The following is a 25244-nucleotide window of genomic DNA, read 5'->3' on the forward strand; positions in this document are numbered from 1 at the left end:
TAGAAGCCGCTGGCATGGAAATACGCTAACGGTTCGAACGATGGACGGCTGGGGCTTACGCCCCGGCCTTTTGGTCAACGTGGATTGTAGCGGTGGCGGTGGGTTTGGCAGGGGCTTTGCGGCGGAGGATGGCAGCGGAGATGAGGGTAATGACGAGGCCGACGGGCAGGGGCTCCATGAAGGTGTAAGCCATGTTGACGAAGGGGTTCTGGTAGAGCTGCTGAGAGTGCTGAATGGCAGCAACCTTCGTTGCTATGTTGGCTGGCTCAAGTCCGGAGGCCTGAACCTTGTGAATCTGCGCGGCGAAGTAACCGTCCATGAAGTGGGGAATGAAGTTGAAGTAGATGATCTCCCAGGTGACGACGTAGCAGACGGTGGTGATGAGGGTGATCAGGATGCCGCAGGCGAAGGCACGGCCGAAGGAGATTCGGCCAGCGAGGGAGTTGTCGCGGTAGCTGCGGATGCCGAAGTAGACGAGCAGGAACGACGCCACCATGTTGGCGTAGCCCAGAATCATGCTGTGGCCGGAGCCGATCTTGTCGGCGAGGAGGACGGAGCCGTCCATAAGGACGGAGATGATGAGGCCGGCGATGAGGCCGAAGGTGAGGACGGTTTTCTTCATGCGAGGCTCCTAAGTGGGAGTGAGGATGGAGTCACGATGCAGTGTAACGGGGTCGGATGTCGTCATCCTTTCGGATGATTTTGCGGGAGTGGAGCGGAAATCGTGCTTTTGGGTGACACGTTCAGGGCAAGAGGCCTAGCTCTTTGCCGCGCTGGACGGCCTGGGTGCGGCGGGCGGCTCCGAGCTTGTCGAAGGTACGGGCGCAGTGTGTCTTGACGGTGTTTTCGGAGACGAAGAGCTGCGTGGCGATCTCGCGATTGCTGAGGCCACGGGCGATCAGAGCGAGGATTTCGAGTTCGCGTGGCGTGATGCCGAGGGTCTGCTGGTGGGCGGTGTTGGGAGCGAAGGAGACTTCCTCTTGGGCGGGGGCAGGGACTTCCGCGGGGACAAGGACTTCTTTGATCACGATCGTTTCGCGGATGACTTCGCGGCGGCGGGTGATGCGAAGGCCGAGCCAGATGCCGAAGGCTGCAAAGAGAATGGCGACGAGTGCGCTGTAGAGCTCGACGGAGTGCTCGATGATGACAAAGCGGTATTCGGTGTATTGGAGGGTGGCGATGAGGAGGCCGCCGACGAGGCCGAAGATGAGGGCGTGGCGCTTCATGATGGGGTTGTGAAGAAGTATATCTCCGCCTAGGATGGCTGGATGAGAGAGACGACCGGGTGGGGAGTGTTTGTGGGGCTGGCGCTGCTGGCTGCGATTGGAAGTGCGCGTGGTTGGACGCAGACACCGGAAGCGGCTTCTTCTGGGACGCTGTCGCAGTCGCGGGTGTATGTGCTGGAGCAGATGCCGGTGCGGAAGATGGCAAACGGTGGCGAGAGTCGTGATGTGTTGCATGGTGCGCTGGCTACGGGTGAGGCGGTGGGGGTGCATGAGTCTGTGCAGCCTGCGGGAGCGACACCCAGTCCGCTGCATACCATACAGCACTCGGAGTTGATCACGGTGCTGGAGGGGACTTTGGAGTTCGACCATGACGCCAAGGAGGAGAAGGTGGGGCCGGGCGGTGTGATCTATGTGGCGATGGGTACGCTGCACCGATTGAAGAATGTTGGAGATGTTCCGGCGAAGTACTGCGTGGTGCAGATTGGTGGGGACACGAAGAAGTAGATGGGGGCGGCGCAATCGCGTAGGATGGCGGCATGAAAAATCTGAACCGGCGTGATGTGTTTTTGGGCCTTTCGGCGATGGTTGCGATGGGTGTGGTGACGGCGGAGGGACAGACGACGGCGTTGCCGGGGGGCAATGTGTTGTCGCACTCGGAGACGTTTCCTTTTGAGAAGCTGCCGGTGAAGAAGACGGCGAATGGTGGGGCGAGCAGAGCCGTCGTGCAGGGTGTTCTGGCTACGGGCGAGACGGTGGAGATGCATGAGACGACGCTGCCGCCGGGACAGATGCCGCATCCGCCGCATAAGCACAGACACTCGGAGTTCATGATGGTGCGGGAGGGGCAGCTTGAGTTCGACAACGATGGCACGCCGGAGAGAGTGGGACCGGGTGGTGTGATCTTTGCGGCGTCGGACGTGATGCATGGGTTGAAGAACGTAGGGGATGTGGATGCGAATTATTTTGTGATTGCGATTGGGCGTGAGTCTGAGTTGCAGAAGGTTGGGGGCCGGTGAGCCGAAGGTTGGTCGGTGTCTCTTTGGCGAATGTAGATGAGTAAGACAAATACGGGGGTCTCTCCACTGCGCGGCGCACGATGGTACTGTGCGCCGCTTCGGTCGAGATGACGATTCCGTAATGGTTACAGTGCGTCTACCTGGTACTTTGTGCTAGCGGAGGCGGGAGCCGAGGGCTATGTCTTCGCCGAAGGTGGCGAGGATGGGTTTGCCGTTTTCGCCTTCGGATGCAGCGAGTAGCATGCCGTGGGATTCGAGGCCGCGCATCTTGCGGGGGGCGAGGTTGGCGATGACGACGATCTTTTTGCCGAGGAGCTCTTCGGGGGTGTACCACTCGGCGATGCCGGAGAGGATCTGGCGCTTTTCGTAGCCGAGGTCGACTTCGAGGCGGAGGAGTTTGTCGGCTTTGGGGATGCGCTCGGCGACGATGATCTGGGCGACGCGGAGGTCGATCTTGACGAAGTCGTCGATGGCGATCTGCGGGGTGTCGGGGATGTTTGACTGGGCAACGGCGTTGGCGAAGACGCCTGAGGCGTGGGCTTCGGTGTGGGATGGGGTTCCGGTGCGCTCGGTGCTGATGGCGTGGCTGCCACCGACGGTGGTGCCGGGAGCGGGTTCGGCGAGAGACGAGGTGCGGGGGGCGGCTCCGGGATGCGTGGGGTCGGTTGGGACCGGTGAGGTGTGGGTGGTGGTCTCGTCAACGAACTTGGAGGGCTTGGGGTGCTCGGGTTGCTGAGGAGCAGAGGTGGGGTTTTCCATGTCGATCATGATTTGTGCGAGTCCTTTGTCCGCTCGGGGGAAGATGGGGCTTAGGGGGCCTAGTTTTCCTGGTTCGAGGTCGTCCAATTGGCCCCATTTCAGGTCACGTAGTGCTCCAGTTTTGGCAGCTTCCTCGATCGAGCCTAGACCCAACTGGGCCCATACTTTGGCTGTTGCGTTTGGGATAACGGGATATAGAAGCGCGGTGATGATGCGAATCGATTCAGCGGCCGTGGAGAGTACGTACGCCAAATTTAGTTCCCAATGTTCCGCTTGCGCTTTCGCAATTTTCCATGGGGCGTGACTGGTTATGAAACCATCCGTAGCGCTCACCAGCCCAAAAACCGAGTCGATGAATTTGCCGAAGGAGTATGAACTCCAATTTTCCGACGCGCTTTCAATGACTTCATCTGCAGCTGACCGAACAGACTCGTTCGATATAGAAAAGGGTGTCGCTGGGTCGACGCTCGTTTGATTTCTGTTTGCGGCTTCAATGTATTTCTCGATCATCGAAAGCGTGCGGCTGACAAGGTTGCCGTAGCCGTTGGCCAGGTCGGCGTTGTAGCGGGTGATCATGGCTTCGAAGCTGAAGCTGCCGTCTTGGCCGAAGGGGATCTCGCGGAGGAGGAAGTAGCGGAGGACGTCGGAGGCGAAGAGGTCTTGTTCGGCCTTGGTTGGCGGTCGCGGTGGTTCGGGTGAAGCAGATCCCTCCGCTGCGCTGCGGGATGACAACAAAGAGGCGGATGCGGAGTTCGGTTCGGTTGCGGCGGAACTGATTGGGGAGGTGGGTACAGGGGGACAGAGAGTGCCGAAGGCGTCGAGGATGGTCTCGGTGCGGACGATGTTGCCCTTGGATTTGGACATCTTGCTGTCGTCGAAGAGGAGCCAGCCGTGGGCGGTGACGGCTTTGGGCAGCATCTTGCGGTTCCACTCTTCTTGCGGGACTTCGTTGGGTTTGAGCGCTAGGAGGAAGGCAGGCCAGTAGATGCAGTGCTGGCGGGTGATCTCCTTGGCCATGAGATGGAGGTCGGCGGGCCAGTAGCGTTCGAATTTGGCGATGTCTTCGGGGGCGTCGCTGCCGTAGCCGATGGCGGTCATGTAGTTGGCGAGGGCGTCGAGCCAGACGTAGATGACGTGTTTTTGCTGCGTCTCGGAGGCGGCGGGCTCGGGGACGGGGATGCCCCAGGTGAAGCTCGAGCGGGAGACGGAGAGGTCGCGGAGGTGCCCTTTGACGTAGGGGTTGCCTTGAGCGCTCCGGCCGATTTTTCCATCTTCCTCAGCTTTGCGGAGAGGATCTGGCGGAAGGTTGGATGGCGTTGGTTTCGAAGAAAGATCATCGCTCTGCTCAAAGAGCGCTCGATCGTATGCAGCCGAAACAAAGGCTTTGACATCGCCGCGGAGGAAGCTGAGGACTTCGTTTTTGCGGGACTCGGGTTGGATGTGGAGGGCGTCGGACTCGATGAGGTCGATGAGGGGGAGCTGGTATTCGCTGAGGCGGAAGAAGAAGTTCTCTTCGGTGACGGTTTCGGTGGGTTTGCCGTCGGGGCCGAGGACGCCGGGAGGGCCTTCGACGAAGATCTCCTCGCCGATGGAGTACTGGCCGGTGTAGGAGCTCAGGTAGATCTGTCCGCGCTGGTGGAGGTCGGCGAAGAGACGCTGGGCGCCGCGCTGGTGGCGGGGCTCGGTGGTGCGGATGTAGTCGTCGTAGGTGAGGCCCATGCGGTTCCAGAGGTTGCGGAACTCGGCGGAGACCTGGTCGGTGAACTCTTGCGGCGGGATGCCGGCGGCTGCGGCGGAGCGTTCGATTTTCTGGCCGTGCTCGTCGGTGCCGGTGAGGAAGAATGTGTCGTCGCCGAGGAGGCGGTGGCGGCGCGCGATGACGTCGGCCGCGATGGTCGAGTACGCGTGGCCGATGTGAGGGCGCGCGTTGACGTAGTAGATGGGGGTGGTGAGGTAGAACTTTTTCGGGGTTTCAGGCATGACGATATGGCCAGTTTAGCAGGGGATTGGTGGGGGCCGCTTGTCGCGTGATGGCTACTGCTGTGCGGCGGCTATCGCAGTTCTCCTGTAGGCGTGATGACGCTGCAACAAGAGATACAGGGATGCTTCACTGCGTTTAAGATGACGGCAGTGGCGGTTTGGATCATTTGGTTGCGGCTGGCGGAGGAACAGCAGATTCCTCCGCTCCGCTACGGAATGACAACAAAAGGGCAATGCAACCGCAACAACAACGACAGGGAGATGGATCCTTCCGCTTCGACGCGCTCAGGGTCAGGATGACGGCTGAAGAAAACTACTCCACAGCTGCAGGAGAACGGCTCTAACGGGTTAAGAGAGCTTCGACGCGGTGGAGGTCTTCTTCGGTGTCCACGCCGATGGTGTCGAAGTCGGTGGGCTCGACGTGGATGGGGATGCCGTTTTCGAGGAAGCGGAGTTGCTCGAGGCGCTCGGTGTGTTCGAGCGCGCTGTGGGGCAGGGTGGGGAAGCGCTCGAGGGTCGCTTTGCGGTAGGCGTAGAGGCCGATGTGCTTCCAGTACTGCGGTATGGTTTGGTCGCGGTCGTATGGGATGGTGGAGCGGGAGAAGTAGAGGGCGCGGCCGTCGGCGGCGGTGACGACTTTTACGGCGTTGGGGTTAGTAATGTTTTCGGTGGTGCAGAGGACTTTGAGGGTCGAGACCTGGGCGTGCGCGTGCCTGAAGGGACGAAGCAGGGCGGTGAGGTGTTGGGGTTTGAGAAGGGGTTCGTCGCCCTGGATGTTGACGTAGATGTCGGCGTGAATGTGGCGCGCTACGGCGTGGACGCGGTCAGTACCACTGGGTAGGTCGGGCGAGGTGAGCTGGACGGGCCAGTTGTTGCGGTGGCAGAGATCGGCGACCTCGTCGGAGTCGGTGGCGATGATGACGCGGTTGAGCTGTGGGCAGGCAGAGGCGGCGTCGAAGACCCAGGAGAGCATGGGACGGCCGGCGATGGTGCGGAGGACTTTGCGGGCGAGGCGCGTAGAGGCCAGGCGAGCCGGAATAACGCCGAGAACGGTCAGGCGAGTTGTTTCATCAGGCTGTGCTTCACCAGGCTGGGAAGCAGCTTTAGAGTCAGGCTTTTCGCCGGGGCGAGTCTCCGGCTTTTCGGTCTGCGGAGAATCAAGTATGATTGGAACTGGCTGTGCCGTGGCGATCGTCTCTCTCCGCAGAGAGTTTGTGCCGGCGTACTCCATACACACATTGGCGGTGTAGCTCAGATGGTTAGAGCGACGGACTCATAACCCGTAGGTCGGCAGTTCGATTCTGCCCACCGCCACCAAAGTGTTATAGCGACTGCCAGCGCACTCTCTATGGTTCGAGAGTATCATTTTGTCTATATCATTTCGTATGCGGGATGCGTCTAACCCCTTGTTGCCCCGGAAGTCCCCATGGAGTCGCTCTGAACTATGCCTAAGATTTCGAAGATCCTTCTTCTCGCCGTTTCGGTAGTTCTGGTCGTCACCGTTTTTCTGGGCGTGAATTCGAGCGGCGTCAGCGCCGCCACCGAGCCGCAGGATGGGGCCTATCGCCAGATCAATGTGTATAGCGAGGTTCTGCGACACATTCAGACGGACTATGTGGAAGAGCCGAATATCAACGCCGTGACCAATGGCGCGTTGCGCGGTTTGCTGGAGTCGCTTGATGCGGATTCGAGCTATCTGACGGCGGATGACTACAAGGCATACAAAGCGGACAAGGGCGGCAAGGCGCAGGTGGGGATCAATGTCTCCAAGCGTTTTGGATATGCGACGGTTGTGTCGGTGACTCCAGGCAGCCCGGCGGACAAGTCCAACCTGAGTGATGGCGACATCATTGAAGCTATTAACGGCCGGGACACGCGGGATATCTCTCTGGCGATGATTCAGTTACTGCTCGAGGGCCAGCCGGGAACGGAACTGACGCTCTCGGTTGTTCGGCCGCGCAAATCGGCTCCGGACAAGATTATTATGACCCGCGTTTCGCCAGCGTTGCCGCCGGTGACGGAGACGATGTATGAGAATGCGTCGATCCTTTATATGAAGCCTGGAATTGTTGATCACGACCACGTGCAGCAGATCGAGATCAAGCTGAAGGGCATGTCGAAGGCGGGGAACAAGAAGATTCTGCTGGATCTGCGCGATGTTGCTGCCGGTGATATGCCAGAGGCGACGCGGCTTGCGAACTTCTTTCTGAAGGACGGCACGATCGCGATTCTGGAAGGACAGAAGGTCGAGAAGCAGACCTTTACTGCCGAAGCTTCGAAGTCGATCAATACGACGGCGCCTGTGGTTGTGCTGGTGAATCGTGGAACGGCTGGTCCTGCGGAGCTTGTAGCCGCGGCTCTGCTGGATAACAAGCGGGCGGATCTGGTTGGTGAGAAGACGTTTGGTGAAGGCGCTCAGCAGAAGACGTTTGAGTTGCCGGATGGTGCGGCACTGATCCTGTCGATTGCAAAGTATGAGTCTCCGTCGGGCAAGAAGATTCAGGACGATGGCGTGACGCCCGGTGTGCTGGTGGCTTCGAACAACGATGAAGCTGCGGTGGCAGAGGACGACACGACGACCGCATCGGAGAATAAACCGCCGCTGCAGAAGCCCAGTGTAACGGTGGATGAGCAACTGACGAAGGCGCTCGATCTCCTGAAAAACAAAGCTGCTTAGTTCAATTTTCTGCCGGTTTTAGAGCGGTCGCTGTAGCACTTTCGCGCAGGCGACAGCGCTGCTCGACATGCTATCGTGAAGGGGCCGTGCAGAGTCTACACCACCGCAGAACAGAAGCATCCGAGAGTGAGGATCTGCCACAGTGGCAACGAGCGCTTCGCCGTGCCACGTTGAATGGTCCTGACTATCCTAGTCGTCGTATTGCGCGACGCGTCACGTTCTTTATTTTGCTCGGACTATCCGCGGTCTTCGGCTCACTTTGCGGCTTGATGCTGGTGTATTCGATCGATCTGCCGCAGATGGACGATCTGGCGCGCTACCATCCGAATACAACGACGGAACTGCTCGATGTGCATGGGAAGGTCTTCGGTTCCTTTGCGCTGGAGCGTCGCGTTGTGCTGCCGTATGCGGATTTTCCCCCTGTGCTGCGACAGGCAATTATCTCGATTGAAGACAAAAGCTTCGAGAGCAACTGGGGTGTGAACCTGGTGCGGGCTGTGGGGGCAGCGTACCGGGATCTGCATTCGAGTGGACGTGCGCAGGGTGCTTCGACACTGACCATGCAGCTGGCGCGCAATCTGTTTCTCTCGTCCGAGAAGACGTATGGTCGCAAGCTGCAGGAGGTTTTCCTTTCGGTACAGATTGAGCGGCGGTTTACGAAGCAGCAGATATTCGAGCTGTACGCCAACCAGATCTATCTGGGGCATGGGACGTATGGCTTCGAAGCAGGGTCGGAGTTTTTCTTCAACAAGCATGTGCGCGACCTGACGTTGCCAGAGGCTGCGCTGCTGGCTGCGCTGCCGAAGGGGCCTGAGGCTTACTCGCCGCTGAAGTATCCGGACCGTGCGTTGCGCAGGCGAAATCTTGTGCTGAGCGAGATGCTCGCGGACCGTAAGATCACGCAGAAGCAGGCCGACGATGCGAGGGAAGCGCCGCTTGGGCTGCATCTTGAGCCACCGGCCAACAGCGTTGCGCCTTATTTTGTGGAGGAGGTGCGGCGGCAACTGGAGAAGCAGTACGGCGTTGAGCAGGTTCATGGCGCGGGGCTGCGGGTTTATACGACGCTCGATCTTGATCTGCAGCAGGTCGCGAACAAAGCCATTCTTGATGGCACGGCGACGTATGAGCGGAGGCGTGGGTGGAAGGGACGGCTTCCGAACGTGGTGCTTGATGGTGCGGATGTGGCGATGTATCGCCATCCGGACTGGGTGCAGCCGCTCGATAAAGGGAGCTACGTTCACGGTGTGGTGACGGAGGTGGCGGCGAAGAAGGTCGTCGTCAAGGTTGGGGCTACGCAAGAGGCTGTGTTGACGCCTGAGGACTGGAAGTGGACGCAGAATCTGGATGCGGATGGCTTTTTGCGCACGGGCGATGTGGTTTACATAAGGGTGGAGAGCATCTCGTCGGACGGGACGCTGCGCGCTTCGTTGCAGCAGGATTCTGGCGCGCAGGCCTCGATGATGGCAGTCGATAACTCGAGCGGTGAGGTGCTGGCGATGGTGGGCGGCAGGGATTTTGCGCTGTCGCAGTTCAATCGCGCGACCCAGGCGCAACGGCAGGTGGGCTCGTCGTTCAAGCCGTATGTGTATACGACGGCGATCGAAGGCGGTTCGAAGCCTACGGACATTATTGTTGATGGACCTACGACTTTCCCGACGCCGAGTGGTCCTTACACGCCGCATAACTATGAGGGTGACTACAAGGGAGCGATGACGCTGCTGAATGCGTTCGCGGAATCGCGCAACATTCCGGCGTTGAAGCTTGCAGCGCGGTACGGCATTCGAAAGGTGATTGAGACGGCGCACCGTTTCGGTATCACGAGCGATATTCCGGCGTTTCTGCCGGTGGCGATTGGTTCGGCAGACATCACGCTGGCGGAGCAGGTTGGAGCGTATAGCGTATTCCCGAACGATGGCATTCGCATTGAGCCGCGCTACATCCGCAAGGTAACGCAATCGAATGGACTGCCGTTTGAGATGACTTCGTCCGATGTGACGGAGGTTATCTCGGTTGAGACAGCGCGCACGATGATGCAGTTGTTGCAGGCCGTGGTGCGACAGGGCACAGGCGTCGCTGCATCGCAGATGAAGCATCCGTTCGGTGGCAAGACAGGGACGACGAATGATTTTACGGACGCGTGGTTCATCGGGTTTTCGCCATCGGTGACGTGCGGGACGTGGATTGGGTTCGACGATCGACAGACGCTGGGAGAGAAAGAGACCGGCGCTCGCGCTGCGTTGCCGATGTGGATGGACTTCATGCGTGCGGCTATTGCGAATAAGCCAAATGAGGCGTTTCCGACTGCTGGTGCGCCGAAGAAGACTTTGGATGTGTCGGTGAATGGTGTGGCAGATGCGGCAAAGCCTGCACGGCCTCCAGTTGCGAAGCCGGATGAAGAAGATCCGGATGCGCCTGCGGGGAGTGCGCCGAAAGCTGTTGCTCCAGTGGCCGCTCCAGCACCTGCGCCTTGGGCTTCTACAACTACGCCTACGCCTACGGTTACGCCTGCGGCTCCGGTCGACCGGCCGAAGGCTTCTGAGGCTCCGCGGCGAGTTGCACCTGTGAATGCTGCTCCGGCTAGTCCGGCTCCAGCTAGTCCGCCACCGGCGACTACGGCTCCAGCAAAGTCGCCAGCGGATCCGCGGAGTGGGGTCTCGAGCCCACCACCCGACATAGATTGAAGTAGCGCTTCGCTTTGGCTACGTCGCGGCCGATCTGCTCTTTGAGGGCTTCGGGGTTTGGCCAGCGCATCTCTGCGCGAAGTCGATGCAGGAAGGTTAGCGTCAGGGGAGTGGACTCGTTCAGCTTAATTGGGTGAAAGTTGAGCAGGTACGACTCGACCGCGAAGGAGTCAGCGCCGAACGTCGGACGATTTCCTACGTTGGTGACGGCGTCGAAGGTTTCGCTTGATGCTCCCACACCCACTGTCAGCGATGTGATGTAGACGCCGTTTGCGGGGAGTAGCTCGGCGTAAGGTGCCAGGTTGATTGTTGGGACGGTGTAGCGCGTACCATAGCCGCGACCTGAGGCCGGTGTGCTGTGCACGGCAAAGCTGCGGCCAAGCAGAGCGCGAACATGGCTGACGTTGCCGTTGGCGATGAGCTGGCGGATGCGGCTTGAAGAGATGGCTTCGCCGCGGAGATGGCGCGGTGCGTAGACACGAACACTGAAGCCGAGTTCGCGGCCAAGTGCTTCGAGGTTCTCGACGCCGGCCTGTGCCTGATAGCCGAAGCGGAAGTTTTCGCCTTCATGAAGTTCTGTGACGTGGAGAGTCTGCTGAAGCACGTCTGTGGCGAAGATGCGTGCGGTCATCCTTGAAAGTTCTTCTGTGAAGGGAAGGATAAGCGTCGCGTCGATGCCTGTTGCCGATAGCAGTTCGAGTTTTTGCGCTAGGGGAGTGATGAGTGGTTGGCTCGATTCAGGCCGTATGACGCGTGCTGGATGCGGATCGAAGGTGATTGCGACAGAGCGCTGGTCGAGCGCCCGCGCCCGCGACACAACTTCGGCGATGACCCACTGATGACCGCGGTGCACGCCATCGAAGTTGCCGATCGTGGCGATCGACGGCCCGAAGTTCGCGGGGACTTCTGCGAGTTGGCGAAATATCTGCATCAGGCGATCTCGAAGTTGATCTTCAGGCCGTCGTAGGCGAGACGGATGTGGGGAGGGAGCAACGCGTCTGTTGCTTCGTGATCGAGGTCGTGGCCCATGTGAGTGAAGTAGGCACGGCGAGGCTTCAACTGCTCTACAAGGGCGACTGACTTTTCAACGTGCGAATGGCTGGGGTGTGGATCGTGGCGAAGAGCGTCGAGGATCAGCACGTCGAGATCTTGCAGCAACGGCATGCTCTCGGGTGGGATGTCGCTCATGTCTGTGAGGTATGCGGCGCCGCCGAAACGGTAGCCGGTAATCTCCTGGCGGCCGTGGGTTACTGGGACACGACGGAAGCAGGCGTGGAAGAGGTCGAAGCCTGATCCGGGGGTCAGGTCGATGCGATGGAGCTCTACCTGTGCGCTGGTGGGATAGCGGTCTTTTTCTCGGAAGGTGTACTCGAAGATGCGCTCGATGTTCCTTGCCGTTTCGTCGTCAGCGTAGATCGGCAGGTTGTCTTTGAGGCGAAAGCTGAGGGGGCGCAGATCGTCAAAGCCCATGACGTGATCGGCATGTCCGTGAGTGTAGAGCACTGCGTCTACGTGGCGGATGCCCTCGCGAAGCGCTTGCGCGTGAAAGTCCGGGCCGGTATCGACGAGGACAGTGTGGTTGTTGTACTGCAGAAGTATGGACGGGCGTGTGCGCCGGTTGCGTGGGTCGGGTGAAGTGCACACGGCACAGTCGCAACCGAGCGTCGGCACTCCCATAGAGGTGCCAGTGCCGAGAAATGTGAGGGTCGCCTCCATCGTTAGCGGACGATGCTGGGGCCGACCGGGCCGGGACGACCTGCGCCGCCTGGGGCTTTGGAGGCGGATGATCGCGCGAGCGCCTGAGTGATCTCCAGGAACGCCATGCGGAGTTCAAAGAGCGCGCTTTCGAGCAGGTTGGTCTCTTCAGGGGCCAGGTTGCCCTTGGTTTTGTCCTCAAGAACGGAGAGCATATCGATGCTCTGACGCGCTCCGAGGATGTCGACCTGGGGCTGCTGGCCCTCCTGCGTGGTGCCGCCCATCTGCATGATGGAGGTCATGTAGACCGATTGCACGAGCTGCGAAAAGTTCATCGTGGGCGGGTGATCCATGCCCGGGTTGGCGGAGCGGATTGCGATGTCGAGCCGTTCAGCCGTCATCTCGTAGGCGCGCTTGGCCTGTTCGTTTTGTTCTGCAGTGGGGGGTGGCGGCAGCTCCGGCTCTTGCGGGGCTTCCGTTGGTGGTGGGGCTTGCGGTGCAGCGGCTGCGGGCTCGGGTGTCGGGGGAGGAGTACGCTCTTCTCTCTCTGGTGAAGGGTCGGCATCGGGCCGCAAGTCTCCATCCATGGTGAACTTGCGACGATCGGTGACGACAAAGGGCTTGTTCTGTTCAGACATGATCACACTCTTTCAGAAGTTTCAGATGCAGCCAGCAGCTCGGAGGCTGCAGCGGCGGAAAAGGGAAGCAAAACCGGTAGTGCGGCACCGCCGGAGTAGACAATTGGTATGCCGCGATCAAGAGCTTCGCGTCTCACGTAGCCAAGTCCGAGTCGTATCGGGCCGCCGATCTCATCTGGAAGCGAAATAGCAGCGACACTCGTTAGCTCACCAACTTGTTTGCCGTCCGCTTCGAGCGGTGCGCCAGCGACTGGAAGCTCGCCGTTGAGGCGAAAGCCGCTGAAGGTGCGATGCACATTGCCGCGCGAACGAATACGTTCGACGATCTCCTGCCCGAGGTAGCAGCCCTTGGAAAAGTGCAGGGCGCGGGTCTGGCCGGTCTCCTGCGGAAGTTCGCGGTCGCGAATATCGGTGCCGTAAAGCGGGTTTCCTTCGAGCATTCGAAGCCAGTTCAGAGATTCGTGTTCGCAATGTGTCGCTCCAGCGGTAGATAGGGCGCCGTGAAGCTTTTCAATCGTTGCGGCATCTGCCCATAGCTCGTACCGCGGCACGAGAGGGCTATGAGCATGGACGACGCTGACCTCAGCGCCTTCCCAAGCAACGGCCTGCATTGATAACGGCTTGAGATTGTCTGCGAAAATACCGATCTGCTGCAGCAGGGAAGCGGCTTGCGGGCCAGCTAACGACAGGCCAGAGCGGTTGGTCGTGATATCCGCTAACTCCACGTCGTCCATGATGATGAAGCGATCGAGCAGCGCCATCAGGCCCGATATTTGTGAGATCTCCGTCTCCATCAGAAGGCCATCCGCGGTGGCAAAGATGGTGGCATCGCCCTGGATACGGCCTTGCACGCTCAGTAGAAAGTTATAGGTGCCCTCGCCGGGGCTCAGTGCCTGGATCGAGTTGGTGACCATTCCGTTCAGCCAACGAACTCGATCATCCCCTGTTACGAGGATCCATCCGACGTTTCCCAGGGGGGATATGCCTGTGCCACGGAGAAGCGCCGAGAGCTGTGAGGCAGAGCTGGATGTCGGTGAAATAGCAGGATCGGATTGGGTGGACGAGGTCATAACAGACGGTACCGAAAACTTGCGTACACTTGATTATAGCGGTGGATTGAGAGGGTCATGTTGCAGCGCGTGCTTTGTGGCAAGAGTGGAGGTTCGGTGAGGTGGGTCGCGGCGGTTGCGCTCTTGTCGATGAGTTTTGCAGCGATGGCGGCGGAGACGACGACCGCTAACGACGCTCAGACTCCGTCAGACTCGGCAAATCAAGCGCCGATGACGAAGGCACAAGCTAAGGAGCTCTTTCGGTCGGTGGATGAGATCCTGAGCTTCGTCAGTGCTGACACTAAACTGCCAATCGATCACAGCGTAAAGCGCAAACTTATCTCTCGTGATGAGGTAACCCACTACCTGAAAGAAAAGTTCGACGAGGACGAGGGAGCCAAACGGATGGAGCGCTCCGAGATTGTGCTCAAGAAGTTTGGGCTGCTCGACCAGGACTTTCATCTTCGTCCATTTCTGCTCTCCCTGTTGACGGAGCAGATTGCCGGCTTCTACGACAACAAGACCAAGACCGTTAATTTGCTGGATTGGATCGAGCCAGATGAGCAGAAGCCAGTGCTCGCCCATGAGCTAACTCACGCGCTGCAGGATCAGAAGATCGGTCTGACGAAGTGGTCGGATGTGAGCCTGAGTGACACCTCGAAAGATGTGCAGGATGACAACCGTCATCTGCAGGTGGATGAGGCCGACACTGCGCGCACAGCGGTTGCCGAGGGGCAGGCCATGGCGGTCTTTATCGACTACACCTTGCGCTCTACGGGCAAGACGCTGGCCGATGCGCCGGATCTCTCCGAGCGATTGAAAGAGCAGGTGACCGACACAAGCGGATCGCCAATCATGGCGCGTGCGCCGTTATTGCTTCAACAGTCACTGATGTTTCCGTACAGCGAAGGGCTGACCTTTGAGCAGGCGATTCTCATTAAGGCGGGCAAAGAGGCGGCGTTCGCCGGTGTCCTGGCCAATCCGCCTTCGTCGAGCTTCGAGATCATTCATCCCAATGCGTATATGGCGCATGCACCGGTGCCTGTGGTCCGGTTGCCGGACATTCATCCGCTGCTGGATCCCGAGTATGTGCCCTACGACATCGGCGTGATGGGCGAGCTTGATGTCCGCATCGTCGCTGAACTCTTTGGTGGCCGGGAGTTAGCAACTGCGCTGGCGCCCGAATGGAATGGGGGCGTGTACTACGCGGCGCAACGCAAATCTGCAGTGACGCCAGCTCAGAGGGCGTCGACCGCATCGATCGGTCTGCTCTATTACTCGCGCTGGAAGAACTCCGATTCAGCACGTTCGTTCATGCGAATCTATGCGTCGCAGATTCCAAGAAAATACTCCAACGTGGTGGAGCGTAAAAAAGACGAGGCCGATGACAAAGAGCTGATCTACTCCACGAACGAGGGCGATGTGTTGATCTCGCGTTCGGGAGATAGCGTCTTCATCGGTGAAAGTTTTGACCTGTCGTTAGCACGTAAGCTGCGTGACCTGATTGTGAGTGTGCAGCCTCACGGGCCGATGCAGCAGGCTGCAGCGCCTATGTCCGAACCGTCGCTTTCGATGGCGCGAATCATTGCCTCGTTCGGTGCGGCCAACGTGAGCAGCCTGCGACGATATACTTCTATAGGGGCTAAGTAAACAGGGTCGCCAGAGGAGCAACGTAGATTGAAGAAGGCAGAGATTGGCATCATCGGGGGCAGCGGTCTGTACGCGATGCCCGGACTTACCAACGTGCGCGAAGAGCGCGTCACAACACCGTTCGGCGAACCGTCCGACGTCTTCGTTCTCGGTGAACTTGAGGGTCGCAACGTCGCGTTTCTTACCCGTCATGGACGCGGGCACCGCATCCTGCCCAGTGAGTTGAACTTTCGAGCGAACATCTTCGCGATGAAGTTGCTCGGAGTTGATACGATTCTTTCGGTTTCGGCGGTGGGCTCACTCAAAGAAGAACACAAGCCAACTGACTTTGTTATTCCAGACCAGTTTATCGATCGCACGTTTGCTCGTGCCTCTACGTTTTTTGGCGAAGGGATCGTCGCTCATGTTTCGTTCGGCGACCCGATCTGCGGGCCGTTGGCTGGTGTGTTGAAGCAGGCTTGTGACACCGTGGGCGTTGTCGGTAAGAGTGGCGGAACCTACGTCTGCATGGAGGGGCCACAGTTTTCTACGCGTGCCGAGTCGAACCTTTATCGCAGCTGGGGTGCAGACGTTATCGGAATGACGAATCTCCAGGAGGCCAAGCTCGCCCGCGAGGCTGAGATCTGCTATGCCACAGTAGCGATGGTCACCGACTATGACTGCTGGCGTGAAGGTCACGACGATGTCACGGTCGATCAGATCGTCGCTGTGATGCACCAGAACGCCGAGAATGCATCGAAGGTCGTACGCGCCGCTGTCGCTGCAATGCCGGCGGATATGACGAAGGGTTGTGCCTGTGTCGATGCACTGAAGTACGCCATTCTCACGGATCGTAAGGCGATTCCCGCGGAGACTCGTAAAAAGCTTTCGCTGTTGCTCGACAAATATCTTTGAGATAGCCCGTCGACGATCAATTTTGTGCTTGAAGGTATTACAAATTACTTAGCTGTTGAAAGCGAAAAGGAGTTTATGGCGATTCTCGTGGTTGGATCGGTTGCATTCGACACTATTGAAACTCCGCATGGTGCGGTGCAGAACTGTCTCGGTGGTGCGGCAACGCACTTCTCTCTTGCAGCGAGTTATTTCACTCCTGTGCGCGTCATCGCTGTCGTCGGGAAAGACTTCACGGCTGAGCACGAGGCTATCTTTACTCGCCGTGGCATCGATATCCAGGGCATCGAGCACATGGACGGCCTCAGCTTCCACTGGACCGGATCCTACTCCGGCAACATGGACGAAGCGAAGACGCTAGGCACCGACTTGAACGTCTTCGAGACCTTTGAACCGAAGATTCCTGACGTTTATAAGGACAGCGAGTTTCTCTTTCTCGCCAACATCGATCCTGTGCTGCAGGCTCGTGTGCGCGGCCACATGCCGAAGGTGCGGATGGTCTGCGGCGACACGATGAACTACTGGATTGCCGACCACGCCGCGAACCTCGCCAAAGTGCTGCGCGAGCTCGACGTGCTGTTGATCAACGATGGCGAAGCGCGGATGTTGGCGAATGAACGTAACCTCGTGCTCGCGGCGGAAAAAGTACTCGCGATGGGGCCGAAGACACTAGTGGTCAAGCATGGTGAATACGGCGCGACCGCTTTCTTTAGTGATCGATCGTTCGGTGGTGGAACGAAGATCTCGCGTCCCTTCCGTGCGCCGGCTCTGCCGTTGTCGGAGGTGATCGATCCTACGGGTGCGGGCGATTCGTTCGCCGGAGGCTTCTACGGATACCTGGCTTCGCAGCCCACTCTTACTCCGGCGGTCTTCCGTACAGCGATGTTCTACGGAGGCGTGATGGGGTCGTTCGCCGTGGAGCGCTTCGGAACGGAGCGGTTGCAGAATGTGACCAAGCAGGAGATCGACGAGCGCTTTAAACTCTTTGTGGAGATCTCGCACCTTGAACACGCGAGCGTCTAAATCGTCTCGATCTGCAAGACGTTCCGGATCAGCGTCGTCCGCCTCATCGGCTCGCGGCGCTGCTTCGGATGTTTTGAAGACAGACCCTGACGCAGTGAGTCCAGCGACGCGCCAGGAGACGTTTCCGATTGCGCTGGGCGCGGTGCTCTTGTCATTTATTGCGCTGATGATCTCGTACTCGCGTGGATACCTTCTGCTCTACGGTGACGCCGTCGCGCATCTTGGCATCGCTCGCCGCATTCTTGACTCGCGAAATCCCGGCCTGGTTCAGTTAGGCGGAGTTTGGCTGCCGCTGCCTCATCTCATAATGCTGCCCTTCGTGCAGAAGATAGAGTGGTGGCAGAACGGGCTTGCCGGTGCATGGCCGTCTCTGCTGTGCTACATCGCAAGCGTTGCGGGACTATATCGTCTGGCGCGCCGGATGATGGTTCCGCGATGGGCCCTTGCTGCGACTGCACTCTATGCACTGAATCCCAACCTGCTTTACCTCTCCACGACCGCGATGACGGAACCGCTCTTTATCGCGCTCCTCATCTGGATAACACTGCTTACGGTCGAGTGTGCGTCGGCCATCCATGCCGCGCGGTACGCTCAGGTTGGCCGTCGCCTTCTTCTGCTTGCACTTTTTATTCCTGCGGCCGTTTACACGCGCTATGACGGTTGGATTCTTGGTGCTGCAGTCTGGTGTGTCCTCACATTCACGCTCGCGCGCCGTGGCGACGTATGGCGCAAAGCCGCACCTTCTTTTGCCGTCTTCACTCTCTTGACTGTGGCAGCACCACTCGGCTGGCTCGCGTATAACCAGCACTTCACGCACGATCCACTCGACTTCATGCGTGGGCCTTACTCCGCGGCGGCTATTGAGAAGAAGACGATGCCGCCAAACGGGCAACATCATCGCGGATGGCACAACCCACTATGGGCGCTCGTCTTTTACACTCGCACTGCGCAGATCGACGCCGCCTTCTGGGAGACTGGCTTCTTGCTGATGGCGGCTGCTGTCACCGGCATGGTATTGGCCATTCGCCGCCGCGTGGCTCTGGCATCGTTATTACTTTGGATGCCGCTGCCTTTCTACATCTACTCGATCGCGTATGGTTCAATTCCTATCTTTATTCCGCAGCTCTGGCCACACTCCTATTACAACTCGCGCTACGGCATGGAATTGCTCCCGGCCCTTTCGATCTTTGCGTTTTTGGCCGCGGCCTGGATTGAGAGCCGATGGAGCGAGACGCAGCCGCTTGCGAAGAGACTCATGCAGCCAGTTGCACTGCTTTTGATTGCGTTGAATACGGTTGGGATGATGCACCATACGCCGCTCGTGCTGAAAGAAGCGATGGTGAACTCCATGACCCGCGTCGGTTTTGAGACGGCACTCGCTCGCCAGCTGCGCGCATTTCCCGATGGAGCAACCATCCTGATGTACAACTCTGACCACGTCGGCGCCTTGCAGGATGCCGCGATGCCTCTGAAGCAGACCATCAATGAAGGAGACTACGATAGCTTCCAGGCCGCACTGGCCGCGCCTGCCGAACACGCAACCTACGTCGTCGCGATCGCCGGCGACCCTGTTGCCGCTGCCGTCGCAGCTCATCCTCAAGGTCTTACCGAGTTGACTATCTTGTGCACCACCGGCCAACCGTGTGCTCGCATCTATCGATCCGATCAACCGGTCTCTAATCCACTGAAGTAATAGTTGTCCACCTCGCATAGTGTGGTGAGGCAGAATAAGAGAACATGATTCCTTTCGTCAAAGCGCACGCCTGCGGGAACGACTTTCTCATTATCGACGAGCCGTTGGCGCAGCGCCGTCACGCCGATCTTGCACGAAAGCTCTGCGCTCGTAACGCCAGCGTGGGCGCTGATGGCATCGAGTTTCTCGACCGCAAACCGAACGGCGAATTCTTTCTCCGGCTCTTCAATGCGGATGGCAGCGAAGCAGAGCTCTCCGGCAACGGAACGCGTTGCGTTGCAGCATGGCTTGCAAGCAGCGAAGGAAAACGGGATGTTGCACTCGGTACTCATGGCGGTCTTCGTACCTGCCACGTCGTCGAAGCGGCTGATCCTGTCTACCTCATCGAGAGCGAGATGGGCGTCCCGCGTGTGATGCAGCGCACGATTGTGATCCCCGGTGTCGGCGATGTTCCCGGGGCCATGGTGAATGTGGGGAATCCGCACTTCGTTCTCTTCGTCGATACAGACGATTTCAGCGCACATGGCCATTCGTGGCAGGAGTTAGGCGCACAGATCAGCACCAGTCCGCTCTTTCCGCATGGCACCAACGTCGAGTTTGTTCGCGTGCTCTCACCTTCGAAGATTGCCTTCCGTATATTTGAGCGCGGCTGCGGTCCGACGACCTCGTCGGGCACTGGCACCTGCGCTTCGTCCGCTGCGGCGATGGTGCTGCGTGGCGTCGATCGCGAACTGACAGCCATCGCCGAGGGCGGACCACAACGGACTGTGTGGAAGTCGAACGACGCAGCGATGCAACTGACGGGACCGGCTGAGATTATCTGCCGTGGTGAGGTGAACGGCCTGTGAGCGCTACCTTAATCAAGCCGCGTGCGCTGAAGCCGGGAGCGACTCTTGCAGTGGTGTCTCCTGCCAGTACGCCGAAGCCCAAACTAGTCGAGCGCGGCGTCACGCATCTGCATAAGCTTGGTTACAAGACCGTCGTTGGGAGCCATGCGAACGACAGCGGGCCACTTTATTACGCTGGCACGCTCGAAGACCGCCTGCGTGATCTTCACGCAGCGTTTGCGGACCCGGCAGTCGACGGGATCGTCTGTACTCGCGGGGGATGGGGATCTGCGGAGCTGCTTCCGCATCTCGATGCTGCGCTCATTCGTGCTAACCCGAAGCCTTTCATCGGTTACAGCGATCACACGTCGCTTCATTGCTGGCTGCACAACGAGGCTAACCTCATCACCTTCCACGGACCGATGGTTGCTGCTGACTTCTCCCGCGAAGATGGTGCAGATGCTGCGAGTTGGGCACACAGCCTACGCGGGGAGAGCGAGTGGTCACTCGGCCCTGCAGATGGTCTGCGTACTCTTCGCCCGGGCCGCGCAAATGGTTTGCTAACCGGCGGCTGCGTGGCCATCTTTGTCGAAGCCCTCGGAACCTCTTACGCGCCGCGCATCGACAACAACAGCATTCTGTTTCTGGAAGATATCGGCACAAAGCCATACCAGTGGGATCGGATGCTTCTGCATCTTCGCTACTCCGGGCTCCTCGAAAAAATAACTGGGATCGTCTTCGGCGACATGAGTCAGTGCGTCTCTCCGGATGAGAACTACTACCTCGAACGCGCGATCTTGCACCGTCTACGCGACTTCGAAGGTCCGATTGCGATTGGGTTGCGTAGCGGTCATGTCAGCAGTTTGAACGTAACGATTCCTCTGGGTGTCGCAGCTGCGCTCGACCTGAACGAACCAGGGAACCCTCAGATACACTTTCTCGAAGCTGCCGTTAGCATCTAAGCTTGAAAAGTCCGGCCATGCAAACCTCAAAGCACATTCACCTCATCGGCATCTGTGGCACCGCGATGGCTTCGCTCGCCGGGATGTTGCAGTTGCAGGGTCACCGTGTCACCGGCTCAGACACCGCGGCCTATCCGCCGATGAGCAATCTGCTTGCTTCGCTCAACATCCCGATTCACGAGCCTTACTCCGAAAAGAATCTCGACCCGCGCCCAGACCTGGTGGTCGTCGGCAACGCGATCTCGCGAGGTAACGTTGAGCTGGAGCACGTCCTCGATACTCGCATTCCATTCTGTTCGATGGCGTCGATTCTGCATGACGAGTTTCTACCCGCTCGCGAATCGCTTGTTGTGGCCGGCACTCACGGTAAGACCACGACGACCAGCATGCTTGCCTGGATCTACGAGGTTGCCTCACGACGGAACACCGCGCTGGCACCATCGTTTCTCATCGGTGGGGTTGCCGAGAACTTCGGCACGAGCTTCATGGTTCGCCCAGCGAAGCCTTTTATACTCGAAGGCGATGAATACGATACGGCCTTCTTCGACAAGGGGCCGAAGTTTCTCCACTACTTTCCCGACGCGCTCATTCTGACACACGTTGAGTTTGATCACGCCGACATCTACGCAGACTTACCCGCGGTCAAGACTGCGTTCAAACGCCTCGTCAACCTTGTGCCTCGGCGTGGACGGATCGTTGCTTATGACGGCAGCGAAAATGTCAGCGAGTGCGTCGAAAAAGCGTTCTGCGCGGTAGAGCGTTATGGCTTCGGCCCGCTATCCCACTGGCGGCTGACTGATCTGCGTCACGAAGGATCTGTCACACGCTGGTCATTGACGCGGGCCGGTGTTCCGTTTGCTGAGCTCATGCTTCCGATGGCTGGCGCGCACAACGCGCTGAATGCCACCGCCGCTGCCGCGTTAGCAGCAGGGCAGGGAATCCCGACTGAGGACATCGTCGAAGCGCTCGCAACCTTCAAGAGCGTCAAACGTCGCCTGGAGGTCCGCGCTGTCGTTGGCGGCGTCACCATCATTGACGATTTCGCTCATCACCCTACGGCTATCCGCGAGACGCTTCGTGCTTTGCGTGAATCTTACCCAGGCCGCCGGCTGTGGGCTGTGCTCGAACCGCGTTCGAACACACTTCGTCGCAACGTCTTCGAGCTTGACCTTGTGGAGAGCCTCGCACTGGCCGACCAGGTGGTGTTGGCCTCAGTCTTTAAGTCCGAAAACATCCCGGCGGCCGAGCGACTGCATCCCGAGCATGTTGTCGCGGCGCTGAATACTCGCAAGATTCCATCCGAGCTGCTGGCCGACGTCGAAGCGATTGTCAAAACGATTGTGCCGCAGCTTCGAGAGGGAGATGTCGTCGCTATCCTCTCAAATGGCGGCTTTGGCGGCATCTATGAGAAGCTGCCTGCCGCCATCGCAAAGCGAGCTCCCGTCACATCGTAGGCGGTCTTTAGGCATCATCGCGATTACGGTATTCTTAAAGATGGAATGTTCGCGACCTTCAAGCTCGTCTTTGTTTACATCACGCTCGGTTCGATCGCCGGCTTTGTCGGCATCCCTTACACGCTGCTGATTGGCGACATTACCCGGCTCTATCGCGCTGCGATGTGGGTCACAAACGCGGGCGTTCGTGCGGCCGGAATCAAAATCGACATCGGTGGGTTCGAGAATATTCCGGCGGGTCGCAGCTGTATCTTCATGAGCAATCACGTGTCGAATCTTGACCCGCCGGTTACAATTCCCCTGATCCCTGGGCGTAGTTCGGTGCTGCTCAAAAAAGAGTTGATGAATATTCCGATTCTGGGCCGCGCAATGCGCATGGCGAAGTTTGTGCCGGTCGAGCGCGGCAGCCGTCGCGATGCTGCGCAGGCGAGCGTTGCAGCGGCTGCAGATGCGTTGCGGTCAGGGCTGCACATGCTGGTGTATCCGGAGGGAACGCGCTCGCTGGACGGAAGGCTCTCGACCTTCAAGAAGGGGCCATTCTTTCTGGCGCAGGAGACCAAGGCGCCGATCATCCCCGTTGCAGTCTCCGGCACCCAGAGCATGATGCGAAAAGGAAGCAGCGCAATTACACCGGAGGTAGCGCGGATTCGCCTGCTTCCGCCTATCGATCCGTCTGACTATGAGACGCGGGATGAGTTGATGCGAGCGGTCAGGAACGCCATTGCAGAGGCGCTCCCCGCTGACATGAAGCCGGCTGATTATTTGACGATGGCGTTGTAACCGTCTGTCTGAAGGTGCTGGCGCATCGCGTCCGCTTCTTTCTTGGTTGCAAACGGCCCAATCTGCACATGAAGGAGTTTGTCCTGCGGCTCATGGCGAACCGTGACGCTGTAGCCTCTGCGCTTGAGGGCTGTAACCAGAACATCGGCGTCCTCCTGATGCGAGACCGCGGCAACTTGAACGAGAGCTACCCCCGCCGATGGCGTTGCGGCTACCGCAGGAACGATCGCGGCGGCCTTTGGTGAAGGCTTTGCGGTGGTTTCGGCGTGTGGGGCAGGCTGTGAATTTGGCAGCGTCGCCTTGACCGGGGTGGGAGCAGGGATCTGCGGACTCTGGTCAGTCGCAGTTTCGGTGTCGGGGGCGTCGGAGATTGGTACCGAAGATTGGCTGGCTCCAGCGGCAGGCTTCAAAGAAACGCGCGCGGTTTGATTTGCGAGGCTTCCCGGAGCTGGTTTGGCGGCTGCGTTCTCCGAACTCGCTGCAACCGGTTCGTCCGCAACTGGTGTCGGGTGTGCCGACTTTCTCCCTAATGAATACCCAAATCCGAAGAAGATCGCGCAGAGCAGCGCAAGAACGAAGAAGATACCAAGGATGGTGGTCGTTCCAAGCGATATCTCGCGATCCTGCTCGCGAGTGTCGTTAAAGTCCAGATCATTATCGACTTCGTATCGGCTGCCCAAGTTAGACCTTCTTTTCCAGCGCCGCGTCGGGCGTGAATGTCTTATTGAACAGGTTCATCAGCTCCATGGGAAGGGGAAAGACGATGGTGGTATTTTTCTCGACACCTATCTCGGTAAGGGTTTGCAGATAACGGAGTTGCAGCGTCATGGGCTGGGTCGCCATCAGCTGAGCGGCCTCAACCAGCTTGGCTGCGGCGTTGAACTCACCCTCTGCGTGGATGATCTTGGCTCTCCGCTCGCGTTCGGCCTCGGCTTGTTTGGCCATGGCGCGGAGCATGGATTCGGGCATATCAACCTGTTTGACCTCGACCGAGACGACTTTGACGCCGAACGGGGCGGTGTGGCCGTCGATGATGGTCTGGATGCGAATATTCAGGGCTTCGCGATGCGCGAGCAGGCCGTCAAGGTCGACTTCACCCAGGACAGAGCGCAGTGTGGTCTGGGCAAACTGAGAGGTTTGATAGATGTAGTTCGCCACTTCGATCACGGCTTTCGTCGGATCGACGACACGAAGCGTGATGACGGCGTTCACCTTCAGGGTAACGTTGTCGCGGGTGATGACGTCCTGCGGCGGAACCTCCATCGCCTCCTGGCGTAGGCTTACGCGAACGATCTGGTCGAGGGGGCGGAAGATCCAGATGATGCCCGGTCCGGCCGCGGCCTGCTTGACCCTGCCCAGACGGAAGATGACGCCTCGTTCATACTCTTTCAGGATATTGAGGGAGTTGACCAGGTAGAGAACGACGATAACGACGGCAAAGAGGAGCGGGAGAGACATCATGGATGTAAACCTTCTGGCGCGCCGGACTGCGCCCGCCGAAGCGATTGTAAAGCAGGCGCATTGGCGTCGCCGCAAATTGCCTAGAAGTGGACGAAAAAGCCGAATCCAGGCTGGAAGTTCGTCGTGTGCTGCTTGATCGTCAGATAGTTCGTCTCAAAGTCCGGCGCGAGGAAGAACTGCTCGCGGAACTGAGCCCGCGCTCCCCAATGCTTCGACAGCATATAGTCGCCACCGATCGTGTAGTAATAGGTTGCGCGCGCCTGGGGTAGCAGGCCCTCACCGCCATTGGGAGTCGGACGGAAGTCCAGCGTTCCCAACCCTGCACCTGCAAAGGGTGTGATGCCATGACGTTCGCGGAAGTGTGCCACATAACCAAACGTGTATTCGGCAGTATTCTGCTGTACGCCGCCCGTCAGCGATGAGCCGGGAAGCGGAGCGCCGAAGGGAGTGAAGTTTTCGGTAAACCGCGCGTACCCATAGTTGAACTCTAAGCCGAAGAGGGGTTTCACCGTGTAGCGGATGGTCACCAGCGGACCGACGGTATTGCTAGGGGTCAGATTGACGGTCGTTGGGACGGTATTGATGATAGCGGTGCCGCTCTCGTCCTTGCCGATGATGACCGAAGCAGCCACTCCGATGTCGAGGCGAGAGAGTTGGTGGTCGAGACCGGGGTTCTGTGAGGTTTGGGCCTTCGCGGTTGACGCCGCCGTCGCTACCAGCAGGCAAAACAGAAGAGCGCGGACACACAACGGGCGAGGCACATTCAACATCAAGACAAAACT

The 25244-nt window shown here is 58.9% G+C and carries 23 protein-coding genes and 1 tRNA gene; 13 read left to right on the forward strand and 11 right to left on the reverse strand.

The genetic code is table 11. From position 1 onward, the window contains the following. Nucleotides 1-55 precede the first annotated feature (55 nt). Both RBB82_RS16075 and RBB82_RS16080 read right to left on the reverse strand, forming a co-directional pair. On the reverse strand, nt 56-622 hold the full coding sequence (locus RBB82_RS16075; protein ID WP_433971763.1) for a DUF4199 domain-containing protein: 567 nt from the start codon (nt 620-622) through the stop codon (nt 56-58). A gap of 121 nt (nt 623-743) precedes the next feature. Continuing rightward, the gene (locus RBB82_RS16080; RefSeq protein WP_433971764.1) at nt 744-1226 is read right to left on the reverse strand and encodes a response regulator transcription factor; all 483 of its coding nucleotides are present in this window, start codon (nt 1224-1226) and stop codon (nt 744-746) included. Nucleotides 1227-1268: 42 nt separating this feature from the next. Between RBB82_RS16080 and RBB82_RS16085 the strand changes: the two genes are divergently transcribed. After that, complete coding sequence (locus tag RBB82_RS16085; RefSeq protein ID WP_433971765.1) at nt 1269-1730, forward strand: cupin domain-containing protein; 462 nt, start codon at nt 1269-1271, stop codon at nt 1728-1730. Between the two features lie 32 nt (nt 1731-1762). Next, the gene (locus RBB82_RS16090; protein ID WP_433971766.1) at nt 1763-2242 is read left to right on the forward strand and encodes a cupin domain-containing protein; all 480 of its coding nucleotides are present in this window, start codon (nt 1763-1765) and stop codon (nt 2240-2242) included. Nucleotides 2243-2395: 153 nt separating this feature from the next. Here RBB82_RS16090 and metG read toward each other — a convergent pair whose 3' ends face one another. Further along, entirely contained in the window at nt 2396-4981 is a 2586-nt protein-coding gene (metG, locus tag RBB82_RS16095) for a methionine--tRNA ligase subunit beta (protein ID WP_433971767.1), read from the reverse strand. Between the two features lie 340 nt (nt 4982-5321). Beyond that, nucleotides 5322-6212: a 3-deoxy-manno-octulosonate cytidylyltransferase gene (gene kdsB, locus RBB82_RS16100; protein WP_433971768.1), complete on the reverse strand. Its 891-nt coding sequence runs from the start codon at nt 6210-6212 to the stop codon at nt 5322-5324. 9 nt (nt 6213-6221) lie between these two features. On the opposite strand from kdsB, the gene RBB82_RS16105 reads away from it, so the two are divergent. From RBB82_RS16105 to RBB82_RS16115, 3 genes are all read left to right on the forward strand, one after another. After that, nucleotides 6222-6298 (forward strand) — tRNA-Met (locus RBB82_RS16105). Between the two features lie 127 nt (nt 6299-6425). Beyond that, complete coding sequence (locus RBB82_RS16110) at nt 6426-7658, forward strand: S41 family peptidase (protein WP_433971769.1); 1233 nt, start codon at nt 6426-6428, stop codon at nt 7656-7658. A gap of 86 nt (nt 7659-7744) precedes the next feature. Then, complete coding sequence (locus RBB82_RS16115) at nt 7745-10339, forward strand: penicillin-binding protein 1A (RefSeq protein ID WP_433971770.1); 2595 nt, start codon at nt 7745-7747, stop codon at nt 10337-10339. Here the strand turns inward: RBB82_RS16115 and ribF are convergent. From ribF to RBB82_RS16135, 4 genes are read right to left on the reverse strand one after another with little or no spacing between them, the layout of a single operon-like run. Continuing rightward, nucleotides 10269-11270: a riboflavin biosynthesis protein RibF gene (gene ribF, locus RBB82_RS16120; protein WP_433971771.1), complete on the reverse strand. Its 1002-nt coding sequence runs from the start codon at nt 11268-11270 to the stop codon at nt 10269-10271. The two genes, RBB82_RS16115 and ribF, sit on opposite strands and share 71 nt — an antisense overlap. Continuing rightward, entirely contained in the window at nt 11270-12055 is a 786-nt protein-coding gene (locus tag RBB82_RS16125; RefSeq protein ID WP_433971772.1) for an MBL fold metallo-hydrolase, read from the reverse strand. Before RBB82_RS16125 ends, ribF begins: the two co-directional genes overlap by 1 nt. 2 nt (nt 12056-12057) lie before the next feature. After that, nucleotides 12058-12672, reverse strand: a complete 615-nt coding sequence (locus tag RBB82_RS16130; protein WP_433971773.1) for a DUF1844 domain-containing protein — start codon at nt 12670-12672, stop codon at nt 12058-12060. 2 nt (nt 12673-12674) lie between these two features. Further along, entirely contained in the window at nt 12675-13742 is a 1068-nt protein-coding gene (locus tag RBB82_RS16135) for a YgfZ/GcvT domain-containing protein (protein ID WP_433971774.1), read from the reverse strand. Nucleotides 13743-13799: 57 nt separating this feature from the next. On the opposite strand from RBB82_RS16135, the gene RBB82_RS16140 reads away from it, so the two are divergent. The 8 genes from RBB82_RS16140 (at nt 13800) to RBB82_RS16175 (ending at nt 23001) form a co-directional block, all read left to right on the forward strand. Beyond that, a complete protein-coding gene (locus tag RBB82_RS16140; RefSeq protein ID WP_433971775.1) occupies nt 13800-15371 on the forward strand; it encodes a hypothetical protein in 1572 nt (523 codons plus the stop codon). A 27-nt stretch (nt 15372-15398) separates the two neighbouring features. After that, on the forward strand, nt 15399-16265 hold the full coding sequence (gene mtnP, locus RBB82_RS16145) for an S-methyl-5'-thioadenosine phosphorylase (RefSeq protein WP_433971776.1): 867 nt from the start codon (nt 15399-15401) through the stop codon (nt 16263-16265). A gap of 75 nt (nt 16266-16340) precedes the next feature. Continuing rightward, the gene (locus RBB82_RS16150) at nt 16341-17285 is read left to right on the forward strand and encodes a PfkB family carbohydrate kinase (protein WP_433971777.1); all 945 of its coding nucleotides are present in this window, start codon (nt 16341-16343) and stop codon (nt 17283-17285) included. A gap of 73 nt (nt 17286-17358) precedes the next feature. Beyond that, nucleotides 17359-18978, forward strand: a complete 1620-nt coding sequence (locus tag RBB82_RS16155) for a glycosyltransferase family 39 protein (protein WP_433971778.1) — start codon at nt 17359-17361, stop codon at nt 18976-18978. Between the two features lie 44 nt (nt 18979-19022). Then, a complete protein-coding gene (gene dapF, locus RBB82_RS16160; protein ID WP_433971779.1) occupies nt 19023-19826 on the forward strand; it encodes a diaminopimelate epimerase in 804 nt (267 codons plus the stop codon). After that, on the forward strand, nt 19823-20767 hold the full coding sequence (locus RBB82_RS16165) for a S66 peptidase family protein (protein ID WP_433971780.1): 945 nt from the start codon (nt 19823-19825) through the stop codon (nt 20765-20767). Before dapF ends, RBB82_RS16165 begins: the two co-directional genes overlap by 4 nt. A 17-nt stretch (nt 20768-20784) precedes the next feature. Next, on the forward strand, nt 20785-22221 hold the full coding sequence (mpl, locus tag RBB82_RS16170) for a UDP-N-acetylmuramate:L-alanyl-gamma-D-glutamyl-meso-diaminopimelate ligase (RefSeq protein ID WP_433971781.1): 1437 nt from the start codon (nt 20785-20787) through the stop codon (nt 22219-22221). A gap of 45 nt (nt 22222-22266) precedes the next feature. Beyond that, nucleotides 22267-23001: a lysophospholipid acyltransferase family protein gene (locus RBB82_RS16175; protein ID WP_433971782.1), complete on the forward strand. Its 735-nt coding sequence runs from the start codon at nt 22267-22269 to the stop codon at nt 22999-23001. Here RBB82_RS16175 and RBB82_RS16180 read toward each other — a convergent pair. From RBB82_RS16180 to RBB82_RS16190, 3 genes are all read right to left on the reverse strand, one after another. Next, a complete protein-coding gene (locus tag RBB82_RS16180; protein WP_433971783.1) occupies nt 22980-23681 on the reverse strand; it encodes an SPOR domain-containing protein in 702 nt (233 codons plus the stop codon). The genes RBB82_RS16175 and RBB82_RS16180 overlap by 22 nt on opposite strands. A gap of 1 nt (nt 23682) precedes the next feature. After that, nucleotides 23683-24462 (reverse strand): slipin family protein, encoded by a 780-nt coding sequence (locus RBB82_RS16185; protein WP_433971784.1) that lies wholly within the window; start codon nt 24460-24462, stop codon nt 23683-23685. A gap of 80 nt (nt 24463-24542) precedes the next feature. Beyond that, complete coding sequence (locus RBB82_RS16190) at nt 24543-25232, reverse strand: outer membrane beta-barrel protein (protein ID WP_433971785.1); 690 nt, start codon at nt 25230-25232, stop codon at nt 24543-24545. Nucleotides 25233-25244: the final 12 nt, after the last annotated feature.

Origin of the sequence: Tunturiibacter lichenicola, assembly GCF_051013355.1 — a bacterium.
GTDB classification, from domain to species: domain Bacteria; phylum Acidobacteriota; class Terriglobia; order Terriglobales; family Acidobacteriaceae; genus Edaphobacter; species Edaphobacter lichenicola_F.

What these genes read in the sequence shown, in the direction of transcription:
- RBB82_RS16075 (WP_433971763.1), bottom strand. Translation starts at nt 622, where the DNA reads ATGAAGAAAACCGTCCTCACCTTCGGCCTCATCGCCGGCCTCATCATC.
- RBB82_RS16080 (WP_433971764.1), bottom strand. Translation starts at nt 1,226, where the DNA reads ATGAAGCGCCACGCCCTCATCTTCGGCCTCGTCGGCGGCCTCCTCATC.
- RBB82_RS16085 (WP_433971765.1), top strand. Translation starts at nt 1,269, where the DNA reads ATGAGAGAGACGACCGGGTGGGGAGTGTTTGTGGGGCTGGCGCTGCTG.
- RBB82_RS16090 (WP_433971766.1), top strand. Translation starts at nt 1,763, where the DNA reads ATGAAAAATCTGAACCGGCGTGATGTGTTTTTGGGCCTTTCGGCGATG.
- metG (WP_433971767.1), bottom strand. Translation starts at nt 4,981, where the DNA reads ATGCCTGAAACCCCGAAAAAGTTCTACCTCACCACCCCCATCTACTAC.
- kdsB (WP_433971768.1), bottom strand. Translation starts at nt 6,212, where the DNA reads ATGGAGTACGCCGGCACAAACTCTCTGCGGAGAGAGACGATCGCCACG.
- RBB82_RS16110 (WP_433971769.1), top strand. Translation starts at nt 6,426, where the DNA reads ATGCCTAAGATTTCGAAGATCCTTCTTCTCGCCGTTTCGGTAGTTCTG.
- ribF (WP_433971771.1), bottom strand. Translation starts at nt 11,270, where the DNA reads ATGCAGATATTTCGCCAACTCGCAGAAGTCCCCGCGAACTTCGGGCCG.
- RBB82_RS16125 (WP_433971772.1), bottom strand. Translation starts at nt 12,055, where the DNA reads ATGGAGGCGACCCTCACATTTCTCGGCACTGGCACCTCTATGGGAGTG.
- RBB82_RS16130 (WP_433971773.1), bottom strand. Translation starts at nt 12,672, where the DNA reads ATGTCTGAACAGAACAAGCCCTTTGTCGTCACCGATCGTCGCAAGTTC.
- RBB82_RS16135 (WP_433971774.1), bottom strand. Translation starts at nt 13,742, where the DNA reads ATGACCTCGTCCACCCAATCCGATCCTGCTATTTCACCGACATCCAGC.
- RBB82_RS16140 (WP_433971775.1), top strand. Translation starts at nt 13,800, where the DNA reads ATGTTGCAGCGCGTGCTTTGTGGCAAGAGTGGAGGTTCGGTGAGGTGG.
- RBB82_RS16150 (WP_433971777.1), top strand. Translation starts at nt 16,341, where the DNA reads ATGGCGATTCTCGTGGTTGGATCGGTTGCATTCGACACTATTGAAACT.
- dapF (WP_433971779.1), top strand. Translation starts at nt 19,023, where the DNA reads ATGATTCCTTTCGTCAAAGCGCACGCCTGCGGGAACGACTTTCTCATT.
- mpl (WP_433971781.1), top strand. Translation starts at nt 20,785, where the DNA reads ATGCAAACCTCAAAGCACATTCACCTCATCGGCATCTGTGGCACCGCG.
- RBB82_RS16175 (WP_433971782.1), top strand. Translation starts at nt 22,267, where the DNA reads ATGTTCGCGACCTTCAAGCTCGTCTTTGTTTACATCACGCTCGGTTCG.
- RBB82_RS16185 (WP_433971784.1), bottom strand. Translation starts at nt 24,462, where the DNA reads ATGATGTCTCTCCCGCTCCTCTTTGCCGTCGTTATCGTCGTTCTCTAC.
- RBB82_RS16190 (WP_433971785.1), bottom strand. Translation starts at nt 25,232, where the DNA reads ATGTTGAATGTGCCTCGCCCGTTGTGTGTCCGCGCTCTTCTGTTTTGC.